Here is a 16,440-nt window from a genome sequence, read left to right as displayed (position 1 = left end):
TGATCTTCGCGCGAGCGCTCATCGCCTCTCCTTCGGGAGTCCGAGGAGGTGGTCGGCGATGATGCCCCGCTGCACCTCGGCAGTCCCGCCCATCACCGTGGCCGCGCGCGAGTACCACCACTCGGCGCGCGCGGTGTCCAGAACTGCGCCGCTGTGGCCGGTCGCCGATTCGGATGTCGCCGGGGCGGCTCCGGCCACCATCTGGGCGCGGGTGATTTCCAAGATGAGGTCGTTGACCTCCTTCTCGGCGCGACCGAACAACAACTTGTCGATGCTGCTGTCCGCTCCGACGGCCTCACCGGCGGCAAGCCGACGCACTGTGGTTGCGGTACGGGCTTGCGCGGCTGCTACGTCGACGTACACCCGGGCGAAGCGCTGGCGCTGCGCATCAGTAGCACCCGCGTTGACCATCTCTTCGCGCAGGCGGCTCAGTTCGGTGAGCACCTTGTTGAGTACGGCGTAGCCGTACATTCCGCGTTCGTACTGCATCAGGTGCATCGCCACGGCCCAGCCGCCCCCGACCTCGCCGACGACGCGATCGCCGTCCACTCGCACGTCGTCGAAGAACACCTCTGCCAATTCGCGGCGTCCGCTGGCCAGCGCGATCGGACGGATGGTGACCCCCGGCACATCGGCGTCGACCATGACCATGGTCAGCCCGCGGTGTCGGCTCTCCGGCGTGCCGGTCCGCACCAACGCCAGCAGTCGTGTCGCGGTCGGGCCCTGGCTGGTCCAGATTTTCTGGCCGTTGATGACGAATCCACCGGCGCCGTCCTCGATCGCGCGGGTGCGCAGGGTGGCCAGGTCACTCCCGGATTCCGGCTCGGAGAAGCTTTGGCCCCACCATTCGGCGCCGCTGAGATAGCCAGGCAGGAACTGGGCGGCCAGATGCGGGGCGAACGCGAGCAGCGCGGGGCCGAGTGTTTCCAACGTCCAGTGCTGCGCGGGGATCGGCAGCATCGCGTAGCCGAGTTCCTCGTAGTAGACGGCACGGTGGATTTCGTTGCCACCCAGCCCGCCGGCGGACTCCGGCCAGCCGTATCGGTTCCAGCCGTCGGCATACAGGCGCGCCATCACCGTGGCGTCGTGAGCCAGGCCGTCCTCGGCGCTGGTGAACGCAGCCGAGCGCCATTGATCGGCCGCGTCCAGTTCATGCAGGTACTGCCGGAATTCCTGGCGATACACCGCGATTTGGGCGACATACTCGTCGTGACGGCGGGTCACGGCGCTGTCGGGAGGGGCGGTCAACGGATCCCCCTTCATCGGGTCGGGGACTCGACCCGGGAGGCCGAATCCGCTAAACAGTTATCTATAAAGAGCTATACTAGCTCACGTCGACACTTCCATGAGAGGGACTGCCAATGACGGCCTCACCCATTGCCGCCGCCACCGTGAACTTCAACCCCGAGACCCGGCTGTTCATCGATGGGGACTTGCGCGATGCGACGAACAGTCGGACCGCCGATAACGTCAACCCCGCTACCGAGGAGGTGCTGGGTGTCGCAGCCTGCGCTTCCGCCGAGGATATGGATGAGGCGATCGCCGCTGCGCGGCGGGCGTTCGACACCACCGACTGGTCGACCAACCGGGAGTTCCGCCAACACTGCCTGATCCAGTTGCACGAGGCGCTGCAGCAAGAAAAGGAAGAGATGCGCGCCGAGTTGGTCGCCGAGGCGGGCGCACCGATCGGCATGACCTACATCGCCCAATTGGACTGGCCGCTGGCCGACGCAATCCGCTGGCCCGCGGATTACATCTCGGAGTTCACCTGGGAGCGGCAGCTCGGTCAGGACGCCAAACTGGGCGTGCCGTACAACCGCGTCGTGGTCAAGGAGGCGATAGGCGTCGTTGCCGCCATCACGCCGTGGAACTTCCCTGTCGAGATCATCGCCAACAAGGTCGGTCAGATCCTGGCCACCGGCAACACCATGGTCCTCAAACCGCCCATCGAAACGCCGTGGAGCGCGCTGCGCTGGGGCCGGATCATCGCCGAAAAGACCGACATCCCTGCGGGTGTGGTCAACATCGTGACCACCTCTTATAACAGCGTCGCCCAGCGGCTCCTGACCGATCCACGGGTGGACATGATCTCGTTCACCGGATCGACCGCGGTCGGGGAACTCATCGGCCAGCTGACCGCCTCGACGATGAAGCGCAACCTGATGGAGCTGGGCGGAAAATCGGTGTACCTCCTTCTCGACGACGTCGAACTTGCCGCGACGGTTCCCGGCTGTATCGGCGCCCTCATGCACTCGGGCCAAGGCTGCGCTCTGACTACCCGGATGTTGGTGCCGCGCAAGCACTATGACGCGGCAGTTGAAATGGCGACCGCTGCATTCGCTGGGGTCACCGTGGGCGACCCGAGTGATCCGGCGAACTTCTGCGGTCCGCTGGTGTCGGCCAAGCAACGCGACCGGGTCCTGGACTACATCCGTATTGGCAGGGAACAGGGTGCGCGGGTGACGGTCGGTGGCGGTAAGCCTGTCGGACTGGATCGCGGATACTTTGTTGCGCCGACGATTCTCGCTGATGTCGCTCCGGATCATCGAGTGTTCCAGGAGGAGATCTTCGGCCCGGTCCTGACCATCACGCCATATGACGGAGGCGACGACGGCGCGGTCGAGTTGGCCAACGATTCGATGTACGGGCTCGCGGGCACGGTACTGGGTCCCTACGAGCGCGCGATGGCCGTCGCCAGGCGTATCCGCACGGGATCAGTGAACGTCAACGGCGGAGTCTTCTACGGTGCGGACGCCCCGTTCGGTGGCTACAAGATGAGTGGTATCGGCAGGCAGAACGGTGTCGAGGGATTCGAGCAGCATCTGCAGACCAAACTCATTGCCTACACAACGGACTGACTCAGACTGCCGTAGGCCACCAGCAGCGGCGACTGTTCCCGAGGGAATCGGCCACATCCACTTCGGTAACCCGCCCCACTGACCACCAGCCATGATGTAAGCGAGGAAATAATGACAGACATTCTCAACGGGATCAGGGTCGTCGAGCTGGCGGCGTGGACGTTCGTCCCTGCCGCCGGTGCGGTGCTCGCCGACTGGGGTGCCGACGTCATCAAGATCGAACACCCGGAGACGGGCGATCCACAGCGCGGACTGATCAGCTCCGGGGTTGTCACCGGCGCAGGGGGCGTGAATCACTTCATCGAACAACCCAACCGAGGCAAGCGCAGCATCGGGCTGGACACTTCCACACCCGAGGGGCTGGAATTGTTGATGAAGTTGATCGAGACCGCCGATGTGTTCGTCACGAATCTGCTGCCGGATTCACGGCAGCGGATGGGTATCGATGTCGACCAGGTCCGGGCACGCAACCCGAAGATCATCTACGCCCGCGGGCATGGTTACGGGACCAAGGGCGACCAGGCTTCGCAGGGCGGCTTCGATCTCGCGGCCTACTGGGCACGCGGCGGAATCGGCGATGCGTATTCCGACGGCGCCGGGTCCTACCCACCGATACAGCGGCCGGCGTTCGGCGACTCCTACGGCGGTCTCGCGATTGCGGGCGGCATCGCGGCGGCACTGGTGAAGCGGGAGCGCACCGGCGAACCGTCGGTCGTCGACGTATCGCTACTGAACGCCGCGATCTGGCAGCTCGGCCCGGACATCGTGGGGGCCGGTGTTACCGGCCAGGACATTCCGAAGTTCAACCTGGATGAGATGCCCAACCCGATCGCCAGCATTTACAAGACCCGCGACAATCGGTTCATCGCCTTCGTGCTGTTACAGGCGGACCGATTCTGGTCGGACTTCTGCACCCGGCTGGGCAGGCCCGACCTGATCGGCGACGAACGGTTCGCCAGTGCTGCAGTGCGATTCGGCAATCGCAAGGAGTGCATCATCGAGCTGCGGCGCAGCTTCGAATCCGAGGATCTGTCCCACTGGGAGAAGGCGTTTTCCGGGTTCGATGGTGTGTGGGACGTCATGCGCACCGCACGGGAAGTCCACGATGACCCGCAAGTGATCGCCAACGGCTACCTACCCCGCGCAACGGACGCGAACAACAACGAGTTCGCATTGGCGGCCAGCCCGGTGCAGTTCGACGAGGTGCCGTTGAATCTGAACGGTGCGCCGGGACACGGTGAGCACACCGACGCGTTGCTCGCCGAACTCGGCTTCAGCGAGGAAGAGATCATCGACTTCAAGATCAACTCGGTGGTGCTGTAGCAGTGGCTTCCGAAGTGCTGGCCCGGAGATTCCTGCACGTCAACCTCAACTGCGCATCGCTGGACGCGACTGAACGGGTGTACAGCGACGTGCTCGGCTTGCGGGCGCGGATGCGGACCGATCCCAAGGTCGCTACTGATGGGACGATTCTGGGTCTGGACGGTGAAACGTTCTGTGCCACCTCGTTTCTCTACGATGCGCGCGGCGGTCGCGGAGGCTGTGCGTTGGAGACCATCGAGTACTACTCGCCGGCGCTGAATCAAGATCCGAACGCCGATCCGGGACGGCCGGGGATTCGCGCCGCGCAGCTTGCCGTTGCAGACCTCGATGGCGCGGCGTCGACCCTGCGCGGTGCGGGGCTGACGGTCGGTGACCCGGTGGCGGGGCTGCTCGGTGGCGGGAAGTCAATGCTTGCCTACGATCCCGACGGCGTGGTGATCGAATTGACCGAGCTGCCTGCCGGCGCCGATGCGTCCAAAGGTGGGTTCTTCAACGGTATCCGGATCGCGGCGATCGACGCGGCAGCCACGGGTGAGTTCCTGACCGCCATCGGGTTCGAGGAGGTGGATGCGCCGAAGACGGTGTCGGTGGCGGATGCTCAGTTGGCCCCCGACGGAGCGGGCGAAACAGAATGCGTAGTGGCCCGTTATGCGCTGGCCGAGGACGCTGATCAGTTCACGTTGGTCGTGGTGCAGCACCCGGCCACCACCCCGACGCCCGTGCCGTGGGGCGGTAACCTTCAGGGGTTGTACCGCTGCGCGCTGCGGGTGGAAAATGTGCATGACGCGCTGGCGGCGGTTCCCGATTCGGTTGAGCGCATGGGTGATCCGGTGTGGTGCCCGCTGCCGGGGACCAAGATCGAGGGACTGCACATCGCGTTCCTACGTTCGCCTGACGGCGTTGTTTTCGAGTTCGTCGAGCGACCGCTGGCCCACTTCAGCCGCTAGCCCACGCCGTCGAGCGCAATGAAGAGGGATCGATGTATGGAACAGCTGACAGGCAAGGTCGCGTTGGTTACCGGCGCGGCGCGCGGCCAAGGGCGCAGTCACGCCGTGGCATTGGCTGATGAAGGCGCCGACATCATCGCGATCGACCTCGCGGCCGACATCGACTCGATTCCATACCCGTTAGGAACCAAAGAGGATCTCGACGAGACCGCGCGACTGGTTCGAGGCACCGGCCGACGTGTCGCAACCTATGTAGCCGACGTACGTCACCTTGCCGAGCTACAGGCTTGCGTGCAGTCAGGGATCGCTGAGCTCGGCGACATCGACGTCGTGGTGGCCAATGCCGGTGTGGTTGCGACCGGCCGGACCGATCCAAACGATGAGCAGGTTTATCGGGACATCGTCGAAACCAACCTTTTTGGCACCTGGAACACGATTGTGGCCGCGGTGCCGTCAATGATCCGTAAAGGCCGGGGCGGTTCCGTCATCTTGACGAGTTCGACGCAAGGCCTGGTCGGCCGCGGCGGCGACGGGTCGGCGGCGGCATTCGGCTACGCCTCGTCCAAGCATGGTGTCGTCGGTCTGATGCGGTCGGCCGCACATGCATACGCCGAGCACAACATTCGGGTCAACACGGTGCATCCCACCGGGGTGGCCACGCCCATGGTGCTCAACGAGCACATGGCCCGGGTGTTTCAGGACAATCCGTCGGCGCCGAAACTCGCGACCAATCTGCTCCCGGTTCTGTTCATCGAGGCCCAGGACGTCACCAACGTGGTGGTTTGGCTGGCCAGCGACAAAGCGCGGTATGTCACCGGAGCCACTCTGCCGGTGGATGCCGGCTTCACCGCGTTGTAGAGCAATGAACTCGTCACTCGATCCCGCATTCGTCTTCATCCACGGCGGCAAGTTCGACGGGCGATGCTGGGACCTCACCATCGAGGAAATGCGACGCCGTTCACCGCAAATGCGGTTCCTGACGGTGAATCTTCCTGGAAGGCAGGGCATACCAGCAGACGTGAGGAGTTTGACGATCGCCGATTGCGTCGAAGCCGTCGTCGGCCAGATTGACCAGGAGGGCTTGGACGAAGTGATCCTGGTCGGTCACTCGCTGGCGGGCATCGTCATTCCGGAGGTAGCGGCACGCCTCGGGACCCGTCGCGTTCGCCGAATCGTCCTGCTGGCGTGCAACGTACCGCCCGACGGCAAGAATGTCGTCAGCACTTTGATAGCACCGGTGCGCTTCTTCGCTCGGATGAACATCGACCGGCTGCCCGTGTGGATGGCGCGCTGGATGTTCTGTAACGGTATGACCGAAAAGCAGCGTGATCACTCGCTGAGCATCTTGGTTCCGGAGTCGCTCAGTATCGTTCACGAGCCGGTAGATCGATCGCGGATGCCTACGGACGTTCCTCGCACCTGGATCCTCACCCTCCGCGATCATGTGCTGTCGATCAAAGATCAACGCCGCTTCATCGACAACCTCGGCGGCGTGGACGAGGTCGTCGAACTCGACACGTGCCACAACGCAATGATTTCCGAACCGGCCGCGCTTGCGTCGATTCTCCTGCGTCGCCAAGCCGTAGCATCGCCACCGAAGTAGGTCCAATGGCAAAGACAATCATCATCACCGGCGCCAGCGACGGGATCGGGCGTGCGGCGGCGCGAGCCCTCGGCGAAGCGGGGCACACGATCGTCGTGGTGGGGCGCTCGCCCGATAAGACGAAGGCCATCGCTGACGAGCTTGGGTGTCAGTATCATCTCGGCGATTTCGCCCGACTTGACGACGTTCGTCGTCTGGCCGCCGAGTTACTGGAGCAGTATCCGGTTATCGACGTGTTGTGCAACAACGCCGGTGGCGTCATGGGACCCCGTCGCACCACGGCCGACGGCCATGAAATGACGTTTCAAGTCAATCACCTTGCGCCGTTCCTCCTCACCGAGACGATTCTGCCGCGCCTCATCGCCAGCAAAGCAACTGTGATCGCCACATCGAGCAGCGTCAATCGCCGTGGCCGGATCCAGCTGGACGACTTGGATGGAGAGCGAAAGTATTCGGCCATCGGTACCTATTCGGCGGCCAAGTTGGCGAATATCTTGTTCACCAAGGAACTTCACCGTAGATACGCCGATGCCGGCGTTGCTGCCGCGTCCTTCGAACCGGGCCCGGTAGCGTCGAACTTCGGAGCCGACTCAACGCTCCTGATGCGGCTTGTGTACCACTCTGTTGCGAGTCGATTCTTACTGTCGCCCGAACGAGGGGCCGATACTCTGGTGTGGTTGGCCGGTTCGAGACCGGGGGCCGACTGGTCTCCTGGCCGGCATTACGGAAAGCGGAAACCGGTGAAAGCCAACCGGTTAGCCGAGGACGCGGTGCTCGGGGAACGCCTCTGGGAGCGGACCGCGCTGATGACGCGATGATGCATGCGAAGAGGTTGTGAGAAGACCCATTTGAGAAAGCGGTATATAGTTTATAGATTGGCAGCGGGTGCGATTCAGCGCCGTAGCGCACCGCGGCGGGCGCTGCTGACATGAATTGGAGATTGACGAGCGAGACATGGAGAGAGTCGATTCGGTGGCGTGGGAACTGGCCGAGCTCGTCGGACCCAAGCTCGGCCGCGCCGAGCGGGCCAAGCTCTACGTCAATCTCGGTAGCGGTGAAACGCTCTCATCTATCCGGTTTCTGATGGCGACTGCAGTGCGAAAAGGGTTGCCAATACCTGGTGACGTCATCGCAAGGTGTGCGGCATGGCTGGAGGGATACGTTGGCCATGACGCCGAACCGTCGCTTCGTGCGCTCGTCAAACAGATCCGGAGCACTTCGTGTGGTCAGCCATCGCCCCCGCGCCTGCAGCGCAGGTATCTGTCCATTACTGCCCGCTACCGTCGTGGCCCTTCACCAGCACGGGCGTCGCGTTAGCCAAATGGCGATCCCTGCTAGGCCGCCCTGCAGCGCGGCTGGTCATCTCGACGGTGGGGCCAAAGCGCCGGGAAGAAACGTGCGAAGCAACCCTTCGTCGCCGCCATACTCCGGCTTGCCTGGATCAGCTATGAGGCTGAAGCAGATGCGGGTCACCCAGTGCGCCAGGGTTTCTGGCGGGACATCGCTGCGCACTTCGCCGGCGGCGGCCGCGTCGGCGAAACGTTGAGCGAGGCGTGCGCGCACGTCACTGCGCCAGATCTCGGAGGCTTCTGCGGCGCGATGAGTCTCGGCTAGTTCGTCGCCGGCGATGAGCAACTTCATGGCGGGGGAGCTGCGCGCCACGTTCAGTCCCACCAGCACGGCTTGGACCAACCGCTCGGAAAACGGTTCGTCCGAGTCGAAGTGCGGCTCGGCTGCCGTGACGACACCTGCCACGGCCCGCACAAAGCACGCGGCGAGCACTGCGTCACGATTGGGGAAATAGCTGTAAACGGTGGTGCGGTGCACGCCGGCTTCCTGGGCAATATGCGTCATCTTGGTGCGGCTGGGCCCGTATTTCGCATAGCAGATCTCGGCTGCTTGCAGCAGCCGCTCGCGTGCCTGCTCCTCGTCGGTGGGCAGATCCGCGCCCCAGCGGGCCGCTCGGCCCGCACCACTATGCATGGTCATACCCGACATCCCATCAACTCGTCGCTGTCCGGACCAGTCGGCGTTGATTCAAACTACATTGAGGCCTAGTCTGTTGCGTAGACTACATCCCAGCGAACAGTGTTGCGTCGGGCACAAGTGAACCTTTTGCCTGAGCGGATCCGAAGAGAGGACTTTGAGTGACCATCGAGCACGCCGTGCAACTCGGCGCGGGTTTCGACCATCACTGCCCAGCGTTTCGCGAAGCTCCATACGAAGCTTTCGAGCAGATGCGTTCCAGTTGTCCGGTTAGTCATTCCGATCAACATGGCGGCTTCTGGTCCCTGGTCGATTACCAATCGGTGTTCGAGGCAGCCCGCGACGACGACCTGTTCAACTCCTATCCGTCGGTGGGTGTACCGGCCAGCGGAGCGCCGTTCCCGATCCTGCCGATCGAGTCGGATCCACCGCTGACCCAGAAGCTGCGCCAAGTGACGATCAAGCAGTTCTCACCAGGCACTGCCGAGCGGCTGCGGCCCCGCGCCCGGCAGATGGCCACCGAGATGGTCAACGAGTTCATCGAGCGCGGCGAATGCGATATCGTCGCCGAACTCACCAACCCGTTGCCGGCCAAGCTGATGCTGCACATGCTCGGCTTCGACGAATCGAAGTATCTGCAGTGGGTGAGCTGGGTACATGCGTTCGTTCACGATCGAACGCACGACGAAGAGAAGGCCGCTGCCGCGACCATGGAACTCTTCACCGAGATCCACAAGCACATGAGCGAGCGGCGCGAGGCCGATGAGGTCGGTGACGACCTGTTCGCGGCGATCCTGACGGGCCATATCGACGACACGCCGCTCGACGACATGCAGATCACGATGTACACGGTGCTGATGATGCTCGGCGGTATGGACACAACCAGTGGTCTCACGGGCAATTCGCTCTTGACGATGATCGAGCGTCCGGAACTGCGCCGCGCTCTTCTGGACGACCCGGAGATTCTCAAGCCGGCGACCGAAGAGTTCTTGCGGCATTCCACCCCGACGCTGGGATTGGCGCGGACCGTCTCCCGCGATACAGAGTTCCACGGCCAGGAGCTCAAGGCCGGCGACCGAGCCATCCTGATGTGGGCAGCTGCCAACCACGACCCTGCAGTGTTCGAAGATCCCGACAAGATCGATTTCAACAGGCCGAACGCGAAGAAGCACATGTCTTTTGGCATCGGTCAGCATCGCTGCCTCGGCTCGCACCTTGCGCGGGTGATGTTCCAGGAGATGATCGCCGAGATCCTTGAGCGGCTGCCCGACTTCGAGCTGAACGGGACTCCGGTACGTTTCGAGGACGCCGGCGAAGTCCATGCGCTGCGTCAACTACCGATCCGGTTCACCCCTGGTGCGGTCAAGACCCCGATCGGCGAGGGCGCGTTCTGATGACACGTATCGGTTTTGACGCACCGCACTGCGTTGGACATGCCCTGTGCAACGCGGTAGCGCCCCTTGTCTACGAGCTCGACGACAATGGCTATTGTCTTCCGCCCGCAGAGCGCATCGATGAATCACTACGTGCCAGCGCGATTGAGGGCGCCGATGCATGTCCCGAGCAGGCGCTGACGGTCATCGACGATCCTGCGGAGGCCTGAAACCCTCGGGTGATGCCGTCGGTATCACCGGAGCCGGCGGCATTCCGCACTACCGGATCGGCTCAATGCTGATCGTCGCTATCGCAGTGGACTGACGAAGGAGAGTGGGCGTGGCGGGTCGCGCGAAGCTGGTAATCGGAGCCAGCGGATTCTTGGGATCGCACGTCGCACGACAATTGGTCGAGCGCGGGGAGTCGGTACGTGTCCTGCTCCGCCGCACCAGCTCCACGAAGGCCATCGATGACCTCGACGTGGATCGCAGGTACGGAGACATATTCGATGCCGACGCCGTGCGCGAGGCCATGGACGGCTGTGACGATGTGTACTACTGCGTCGTGGACGCGCGGGCATGGCTGCGCGACCCCTCCGTTCTGTTTCGGACCAACGTCGAAGGGCTGCGTCAGGTTCTCGAGGTCGCGGCCGACGCCGAGCTGCGCCGCTTCGTGTTCACCAGCACGATCGGCACCATCGCGCTATCCGAGAACGGTGGACCCGTCACCGAGGACGACCCGTTCAACTGGCTCGATCGGGGCGGAGGCTACATCCGCTCCCGCGTTGAGGCCGAGAACCTGGTCCTTGCCTATGCGCGCGAGCGTGATCTGCCTGCGGTTGCACTGTGCGTGTCCAACACCTACGGCCCCGGCGACTGGCAGCCGACCCCGCATGGATCCTTGGTTGCCGCAGCGGCTGCGGGAAAAATGCCCGTCTACGTCAAGGACATGGCGATGGAAGTCGTCGGCATCGAAGACGCTGCTCGCGCGCTGATCCTCGCCGCAGACAAAGGCCGCGTGGGGGAGCGCTACATCATCTCCGAACGCTTCATCACCGCCCGCGAATTGTATGAAACCGCCGCGGACGCCGCCGGAGCCAAGCGACCGAGGTTCGGGATCCCGCTCAAGGCGATGTACGGCTTGGGATTCGGCGGAGATATGGCTGCAGCCGTGCTTCGCCGCGACATGTTGCTCTCGACGTTGAGCGTGCGGCTGATGCACATCATGTCGCCGATGGATCACGGCAAAGCCGAGCGGGAACTGGGATGGAACCCCGAACCTATCCACCACTCGATCCGCAAAGCGGTGGAGTTCTACCGCGGCCGAGCGTCGGCCTAGACCTTCCTGTGGCCGCGAGCCGGTCAGGCCGGTCCGAGCTTGAGACTCTGGCAGATGTCGGCTAGGGCCGACCGCAGCTGCCCGAGGCGACGGTCACCGATGATGTCTGTGATCTCGGCATCGAGCCGCTCGCCGACCGCGGCGGCGTCGGCCATCATGTCGACCCCTTTCTGGGTGTAGCGCACGATCTTTGCGCGCCGGTCACGAGAGTCGGCGACACGCTCGACGTAACCCAGCTCCACGAGTTCGTCGACGAGCTGCCCGATGGCGTTCTTTGAGACATCCTGGGCGCGGGCGATGTCGGAGATGCGACTGCCCTCCCATCCGAGGAAGACCATCAACCGCGCATGCGCGGGCCGCAGGTCGGTATGACCGAGCGACTGAGCGCGCTCGAGGCTGGCGCGCATCATCCACTCCCCGAATTCGATGGCATGCCGCTGCAGTGAATTCGTCTGAAACTGTTCGAGCTTGCGGTCTGTTCGTGCCGCGGCACGGGTCCGTTTCCTGCTCAGTTCGCAACCTCTTTCCAGCAGTCGTTGTGGTGTGGTTGACATTACAGCCGAATATAGTGAAGCTTACTTCACCATATCGTGAACTAGGAGCGGACACTGTGTATTTCGCCTCGGAAGAGTTGGTGCCGCCCGCCACGCTGGATCCGAGCGGGGTTTGGGTGTTCAACTGGGTGATCCCGATCGTGGGCAGCATCTTCATCGTGCTGGCGAGCGCCGACGTCGTCCGCAGACGGCGGTTCACCTGGGGTTTTCTGTTTCTGTTCAACAGCATCGCCGTGTACTGGATGGAAACCATCGGCGACTGGGGGCAGCAGTTGTTCTACAGCCCGGCATTCGCCGAGCACCATCTCCTCGAGTGGTTGCCCCTGAAGACCCCCAACGACCCACTGTTCATGCCGTTCGCCTATGCGGTCTACTGGGGCATGCATGCGCTGTTGGTGCTGTGGCTGAGCCAGTGGGTGTCATCGAAGTTTGGCTGGAGCATGCTGAAATCGATGCTGGTGCTTGCTATTCCGGTCAACTATGTCTGGGATTTCGTCGTCGAGGGCACCGCTACCGCCATGGGTTGGTGGACCTACGACCCCGGTATCGGCCCGGTTTTGGAGTGGGACAACGGCGGCCGGATCACGCTGGTGTGGACGATCGGCATCATGTGTACCTGGCCGAACCTGATCGCCTACTGGGCGGGTAAGCCGCCGATACGCGGGCTGAACCACCTTGAGCGGTTCTGCCGCCTCGATCGGTTCACCAGGCCGAAGTCGGCATCGGGGGTGCCGGCGAACGGTGGCCCCACGCCACAGGGTGGTGTCGCAGTGGTTGCCGTGACGCCGATGACAAAACAGCAGGAGTTCGACAGTTTCCTCAATTACGAAGTGACAATTGCCCGTTGGCGATTCGAACTGATGCGGCTCGGGGCATGGTTCATCGGCTTCCAGGTGTCATTCTTTGTGTTCCTCGTCCTGCCGCTGCTCACCATGCGGTGGGCCACCGGCTCCGGCAGTCCCTACATTCCGTGACCTGAGAGGACGACATGAATAACGAACCGCGCAAGCGCACCGCCATGAAGGACATGCCTGCCGAGTTCTTCCTACCACCGCAGAGCAACACCGCACTCTGGGACGAGACCGTCAAGCTCGTCGCGGGCTGCGTGGCCTATCTGGTGATCCTCGGCATCGTCGTGGCGCTGACACAGGGCATCGTCGTCTCAGTTTGACGGCAACGGACCCGCCAGTCCCCGCGGAGACGTGCCGTAGAGCCAGCTGACCGCCTGCCCGATCTCCGAGAAGTCGAGCGAAACACCATCTTTGGCGTAGTAGGCGCCAGCCGCTTCGCTGAAGCCTTCGATACGGGTGAGCTTGCCGCCGTCGATACGCAGGATTTGTCCGGTCAGCCAGGACGACTGATCGGACTGCAGCCACGCCACCACGGCCGAACTGCGCGCCGGATCGAGCGCGGGATCGTTCGCGCGATCGGCGAACACGTCAGCCGTCATTCGGGAAGCGGCCAGGGGTGAAATCGCGTTCACCGCAACGCCGTACCGCCGTGCTTCCATCGCGGTGACGACAGTCAGATTGGCGATTGCGGCCTTGGCGGCACCGTAGGCGCTCTGCCCGACGTTGCCCCACAGACCGGCTCCGGAGACGGTGTTGACGATGTGTGCGTCAATCACGTTGCCCGCCTTGGACTGGGTGCGCCAGTACTCGCAGGCGTGCCTGGTGACGGCGAAGGTACCCTTCAGGTGTACGGCGATGACCGCGTCCCAGTCGGCCTCGCTGCTGACGGCGACCATCGAGTCTCGCAGGATGCCTGCGTTGTTCACCACACCCGTCAGGGTGCCGAAAGTCTCGACGGCGGTGGAGATCATGTCGGCGACGTCATCCCATGCCGATACCGAACCCGTGTGCGCGACGGCTTTGCCTCCGGCCGCCTCGATCTCGGCCACGACATCAGCTGCCGGGCCCGAGCCGTCGGCGCTGGAACCGTCCCGGCCGACGCCGGGGTCGTTCACCACGACCGCGGCTCCCTGGCGGGCCAGCTCCAGGCAGTGGCCGCGGCCGATGCCGCGCCCGCCCCCGGTCACCAGGACAACTTTGCCGTCCAACGGACTTTCAGGCATTGCTCGTTAACTCCCTTATTTTGAGAATAATTCGGTGATCAGCTGTCGTCTTTGCGTCCAGTCCGCCGCGCGCAGATCGACGTGGCCGGACTCGGTGACAATCAGATCGACATCGTGGGCCGGCGTAGACGCGGGCCGGCTGAGTTGCGCGACGAGTGGTGAGCGCCCGTTCACTCTGGTGGGCACGGCGATGATTGACAATCCGCCGCAACTCATTCGGGCAGCCGCACAGTAGTCGGGATGCCCACCGATTCCGCCGAACACCTTGTCACCCACGCCTTCGACGTTGATCTGCCCGAATGGGTCGATCTCGATGGCGGTGTTCACCGCGATCAGCGGCGCGCCGCGCGCCAGTCGGGTGACGTCGTGCGTGTGGTCGATCCCGCGCAGGATCGGACGGCCGTCGGCCCAGTCGTAGAGTACGTCGCTGCCCAGCAGGTATGTCGCCGACGGGATGCCGGCCAGCAGGCCGCGACGGTCGAGGTCGACGACGGCGTCGGTGAGCAGACCGGTGTCGATCTGCAGCGGCGCCTGAGCCCGCTGGAGCAGTGCGGTACCGAGTTGGCCCGGCCCGTACTGCAACCGGGCGCCCTCGGGAACGAACCGCAGCACCGCGTCGGCCAGGGTCTGGTGGATCGGTTCGGGCCGCCGCTCCGGTAGCCGGGCCAGTCCGCCATCGACCGTGCCGATCACCTCCACCGTGGATGGATCGAACGCGGGTTCGGCGTCGGCCGCGGGAGCGGTCGTGTCGATGATTCCGAATGTCCTTGCACCGGCGTGGATCACCGTGCGCTGCCAGGACACCTCGGTGCCGAATTGCAGGCCATCGTCACGTTGCACGAAGCGGGTGAGCAAAACGTCGGGGCGCAGTACGTCGGTCAACAGCGCAGGAATCGCAGCCAGTCGGGTCGGCAGGAACCGTGCCGACGGACTGCGCAGTACGTCGCGCACACCCCAGCCCGGCATCAGCGCGACCACCTCGGCAAATGCGTCGGCGTCGAGGCCGTCCACCTCGGTGGGCAGCCAACCCAGCACGAGTCGTACCGACTCCACGTCGCGGGCCACGGCGCTCAGCACAGCTCCGACCGAAGTCCCGTCGTCGAGGCAACTCAGTGCGCCGACACCGTCGCCAAGGGCCAGCGTCATCCCCGGACGCAGCGCTTCGAGCAGTGCGCCCCCGAGGGAGGCTGCGGTCAAACCTGCGTTCAACTGAGCACTCTGCTCATCGCGGTTCCTTGGGGAGCCCCAGCACCCGCTCGCCAAGGATATTGCGCTGAATCTCGCTGGTACCACCAAGAATCGTCTGCGCCCGGCCGACCAGCATGTGGTGGACCAGATCGGCAGCATCACTCGGGCCCGTCGGATCGGTGCACGCATCGGTGCCCAATACTTCCGTGGCCATGTCACCCAGGTCCCGATCGGTCTCCGAGGTCATCAGCTTGAGCACCGAGAAAGCCGGCGATGTGAGGTCGCCCGAGTCAATGGCACGTTGCCAGGTGAAGCGCAGCAGCCACATCCGGGCCCACAACCGGGTCAATGATCGCGACAGCACCGGGTCGAGGAGGTTGCGGTCACGGGCAGCGTCGAGCATCCGTTCGTGCAGCTGGAACATGGCTACCGCCTGCGTGCCCAGCGTCAGCCGCTCGCGACCCAGCGTGACCATCGCCACCGCCCAGCCCTGGCCGACCTCACCGATCAGCGCGTCGTCGCGCAGTTCAGCACCGTCCAGAAAGACCTCATTGAATTTGCTTTCGCCGTCCATCTGGGTCAGGGGGCGAACCGTGACCCCTGGAATATCCATCGGCACAACGAACATCGACAGACCGCGATGTTTGTCCGGACTCGTGCGCGCGAGCAGGAGACCGTAGTCGGCCGACGCGGCCGCCGAACTCCATACTTTCTGACCGTCGATCCGCCAGCCATTCTCGGTGCGCTCGGCCCGGGTGCGCACGCTGGCCAGATCCGACCCCGCTCCCGGTTCGGAGAACAGCTGCGTCCAGACGTCGTCGCCGAATCGGATCCCGTCGAGATAGCGGTCCTTCTGGCCTTGGCTGCCGAACTTGATCAACACCGGGCCGACCAGATCAGCGCCGGTGATGTTCAGTTGACGTGGCACACCTGCGCGGGCGCATTCTTCGGCAAAGACAGCCTGGTACGCGACAGACGCTGCAGCACCGCCGAACTCGTGCGGCCAGTGCAGACACGCATAGCCGTGATCGGCGAGATAGCGGTGCCACTGCCGGCCCGCCTCGACGTCGTCGGCAGTGGGCGTGGGCCCGTAATTCCGCAGGCCCACCGGCTTCGGTGCGTTGTCCAGAAATTCGCGGATTTCGGCGCGCACGGCGTCGATGTCCTCGACGACGTCAGCAGAAGCCGACACAGT

General features: G+C 63.9%; 17 protein-coding genes. 11 read left to right on the top strand and 6 right to left on the bottom strand.

Annotated elements, in window-relative coordinates; genetic code table 11:
* Positions 1-18: 18 nt before the first annotated feature.
* Complete coding sequence (locus AC4ELH_RS22285; protein WP_498886727.1) at positions 19-1,248, bottom strand: acyl-CoA dehydrogenase family protein; 1,230 nt, start codon at positions 1,246-1,248, stop codon at positions 19-21.
* A 113-nt stretch (positions 1,249-1,361) separates the two neighbouring features.
* Between AC4ELH_RS22285 and AC4ELH_RS22280 the strand changes: the two genes are divergently transcribed.
* The 6 genes from AC4ELH_RS22280 to AC4ELH_RS22255 all read left to right on the top strand — a co-directional run bounded on the left by AC4ELH_RS22280 (position 1,362) and on the right by AC4ELH_RS22255 (position 7,549).
* A complete protein-coding gene (locus AC4ELH_RS22280; RefSeq protein WP_498886726.1) occupies positions 1,362-2,858 on the top strand; it encodes an aldehyde dehydrogenase family protein in 1,497 nt (498 codons plus the stop codon).
* A 111-nt stretch (positions 2,859-2,969) separates the two neighbouring features.
* The gene (locus tag AC4ELH_RS22275; protein ID WP_498886724.1) at positions 2,970-4,181 is read left to right on the top strand and encodes a CaiB/BaiF CoA transferase family protein; all 1,212 of its coding nucleotides are present in this window, start codon (positions 2,970-2,972) and stop codon (positions 4,179-4,181) included.
* Positions 4,182-4,183: 2 nt separating this feature from the next.
* Positions 4,184-5,128 (top strand): VOC family protein, encoded by a 945-nt coding sequence (locus AC4ELH_RS22270; RefSeq protein WP_498886723.1) that lies wholly within the window; start codon positions 4,184-4,186, stop codon positions 5,126-5,128.
* 36 nt (positions 5,129-5,164) lie between these two features.
* Positions 5,165-5,986 (top strand): mycofactocin-coupled SDR family oxidoreductase, encoded by an 822-nt coding sequence (locus AC4ELH_RS22265; RefSeq protein WP_498886721.1) that lies wholly within the window; start codon positions 5,165-5,167, stop codon positions 5,984-5,986.
* A 4-nt stretch (positions 5,987-5,990) separates the two neighbouring features.
* Positions 5,991-6,731 carry an alpha/beta fold hydrolase gene (locus AC4ELH_RS22260; RefSeq protein WP_498886719.1) on the top strand — a complete coding sequence of 247 codons (741 nt, stop codon included), beginning with the start codon at positions 5,991-5,993 and terminating at the stop codon, positions 6,729-6,731.
* 5 nt (positions 6,732-6,736) lie between these two features.
* Entirely contained in the window at positions 6,737-7,549 is an 813-nt protein-coding gene (locus AC4ELH_RS22255; protein ID WP_498886717.1) for an SDR family NAD(P)-dependent oxidoreductase, read from the top strand.
* Positions 7,550-8,090: 541 nt separating this feature from the next.
* Here AC4ELH_RS22255 and AC4ELH_RS22250 read toward each other — a convergent pair.
* Positions 8,091-8,720 (bottom strand): TetR/AcrR family transcriptional regulator, encoded by a 630-nt coding sequence (locus tag AC4ELH_RS22250; RefSeq protein WP_498886716.1) that lies wholly within the window; start codon positions 8,718-8,720, stop codon positions 8,091-8,093.
* 158 nt (positions 8,721-8,878) lie between these two features.
* Here AC4ELH_RS22250 and AC4ELH_RS22245 point away from each other — a divergent pair, with 158 nt between their 5' ends.
* From AC4ELH_RS22245 to AC4ELH_RS22235, 3 genes are all read left to right on the top strand, one after another.
* Positions 8,879-10,111 carry a cytochrome P450 gene (locus tag AC4ELH_RS22245; RefSeq protein WP_498886714.1) on the top strand — a complete coding sequence of 411 codons (1,233 nt, stop codon included), beginning with the start codon at positions 8,879-8,881 and terminating at the stop codon, positions 10,109-10,111.
* The gene (locus AC4ELH_RS22240; protein WP_498886712.1) at positions 10,111-10,320 is read left to right on the top strand and encodes a ferredoxin; all 210 of its coding nucleotides are present in this window, start codon (positions 10,111-10,113) and stop codon (positions 10,318-10,320) included. The genes AC4ELH_RS22245 and AC4ELH_RS22240 overlap by 1 nt, the downstream gene beginning before the upstream one ends.
* Positions 10,321-10,430: 110 nt before the next feature.
* Positions 10,431-11,429 (top strand): NAD-dependent epimerase/dehydratase family protein, encoded by a 999-nt coding sequence (locus tag AC4ELH_RS22235; RefSeq protein ID WP_498886709.1) that lies wholly within the window; start codon positions 10,431-10,433, stop codon positions 11,427-11,429.
* A 23-nt stretch (positions 11,430-11,452) separates the two neighbouring features.
* Here the strand turns inward: AC4ELH_RS22235 and AC4ELH_RS22230 are convergent, their stop codons facing one another.
* A complete protein-coding gene (locus AC4ELH_RS22230) occupies positions 11,453-11,983 on the bottom strand; it encodes a MarR family winged helix-turn-helix transcriptional regulator (protein WP_498886707.1) in 531 nt (176 codons plus the stop codon).
* Between the two features lie 56 nt (positions 11,984-12,039).
* Here AC4ELH_RS22230 and AC4ELH_RS22225 point away from each other — a divergent pair, with 56 nt between their 5' ends.
* Both AC4ELH_RS22225 and AC4ELH_RS22220 read left to right on the top strand, forming a co-directional pair.
* Entirely contained in the window at positions 12,040-12,957 is a 918-nt protein-coding gene (locus AC4ELH_RS22225) for a spirocyclase AveC family protein (protein WP_498886705.1), read from the top strand.
* 14 nt (positions 12,958-12,971) lie between these two features.
* Complete coding sequence (locus tag AC4ELH_RS22220) at positions 12,972-13,154, top strand: DUF7156 family protein (protein WP_498886703.1); 183 nt, start codon at positions 12,972-12,974, stop codon at positions 13,152-13,154.
* Here AC4ELH_RS22220 and AC4ELH_RS22215 read toward each other — a convergent pair.
* The 3 genes from AC4ELH_RS22215 to AC4ELH_RS22205 all read right to left on the bottom strand — a co-directional run bounded on the left by AC4ELH_RS22215 (position 13,146) and on the right by AC4ELH_RS22205 (position 16,437).
* Positions 13,146-14,057: an SDR family NAD(P)-dependent oxidoreductase gene (locus AC4ELH_RS22215; RefSeq protein WP_498886702.1), complete on the bottom strand. Its 912-nt coding sequence runs from the start codon at positions 14,055-14,057 to the stop codon at positions 13,146-13,148. The genes AC4ELH_RS22220 and AC4ELH_RS22215 overlap by 9 nt on opposite strands.
* A gap of 15 nt (positions 14,058-14,072) precedes the next feature.
* Positions 14,073-15,203, bottom strand: coding sequence for an acetyl-CoA hydrolase/transferase C-terminal domain-containing protein (locus AC4ELH_RS22210; protein ID WP_498886894.1), 1,131 nt, complete (start codon positions 15,201-15,203; stop codon positions 14,073-14,075).
* Positions 15,204-15,279: 76 nt separating this feature from the next.
* Positions 15,280-16,437, bottom strand: a complete 1,158-nt coding sequence (locus tag AC4ELH_RS22205) for an acyl-CoA dehydrogenase family protein (protein WP_498886700.1) — start codon at positions 16,435-16,437, stop codon at positions 15,280-15,282.
* Positions 16,438-16,440: the final 3 nt, after the last annotated feature.

Source organism: Mycobacterium shunyiense (assembly GCF_058270075.1).
This window is presented reverse-complemented; position numbering and strand designations above follow the sequence as displayed.

Bases quoted from the DNA above. Each gene is read 5' to 3' on its own strand.
- AC4ELH_RS22280 (WP_498886726.1), top strand. From the start codon at position 1,362: ATGACGGCCTCACCCATTGCCGCCGCCACCGTGAACTTCAACCCCGAG.
- AC4ELH_RS22275 (WP_498886724.1), top strand. From the start codon at position 2,970: ATGACAGACATTCTCAACGGGATCAGGGTCGTCGAGCTGGCGGCGTGG.
- AC4ELH_RS22265 (WP_498886721.1), top strand. From the start codon at position 5,165: ATGGAACAGCTGACAGGCAAGGTCGCGTTGGTTACCGGCGCGGCGCGC.
- AC4ELH_RS22260 (WP_498886719.1), top strand. From the start codon at position 5,991: ATGAACTCGTCACTCGATCCCGCATTCGTCTTCATCCACGGCGGCAAG.
- AC4ELH_RS22255 (WP_498886717.1), top strand. From the start codon at position 6,737: ATGGCAAAGACAATCATCATCACCGGCGCCAGCGACGGGATCGGGCGT.
- AC4ELH_RS22250 (WP_498886716.1), bottom strand. From the start codon at position 8,720: ATGACCATGCATAGTGGTGCGGGCCGAGCGGCCCGCTGGGGCGCGGAT.
- AC4ELH_RS22240 (WP_498886712.1), top strand. From the start codon at position 10,111: ATGACACGTATCGGTTTTGACGCACCGCACTGCGTTGGACATGCCCTG.
- AC4ELH_RS22230 (WP_498886707.1), bottom strand. From the start codon at position 11,983: ATGTCAACCACACCACAACGACTGCTGGAAAGAGGTTGCGAACTGAGC.
- AC4ELH_RS22220 (WP_498886703.1), top strand. From the start codon at position 12,972: ATGAATAACGAACCGCGCAAGCGCACCGCCATGAAGGACATGCCTGCC.
- AC4ELH_RS22215 (WP_498886702.1), bottom strand. From the start codon at position 14,057: ATGCCTGAAAGTCCGTTGGACGGCAAAGTTGTCCTGGTGACCGGGGGC.
- AC4ELH_RS22210 (WP_498886894.1), bottom strand. From the start codon at position 15,203: ATGACGCTGGCCCTTGGCGACGGTGTCGGCGCACTGAGTTGCCTCGAC.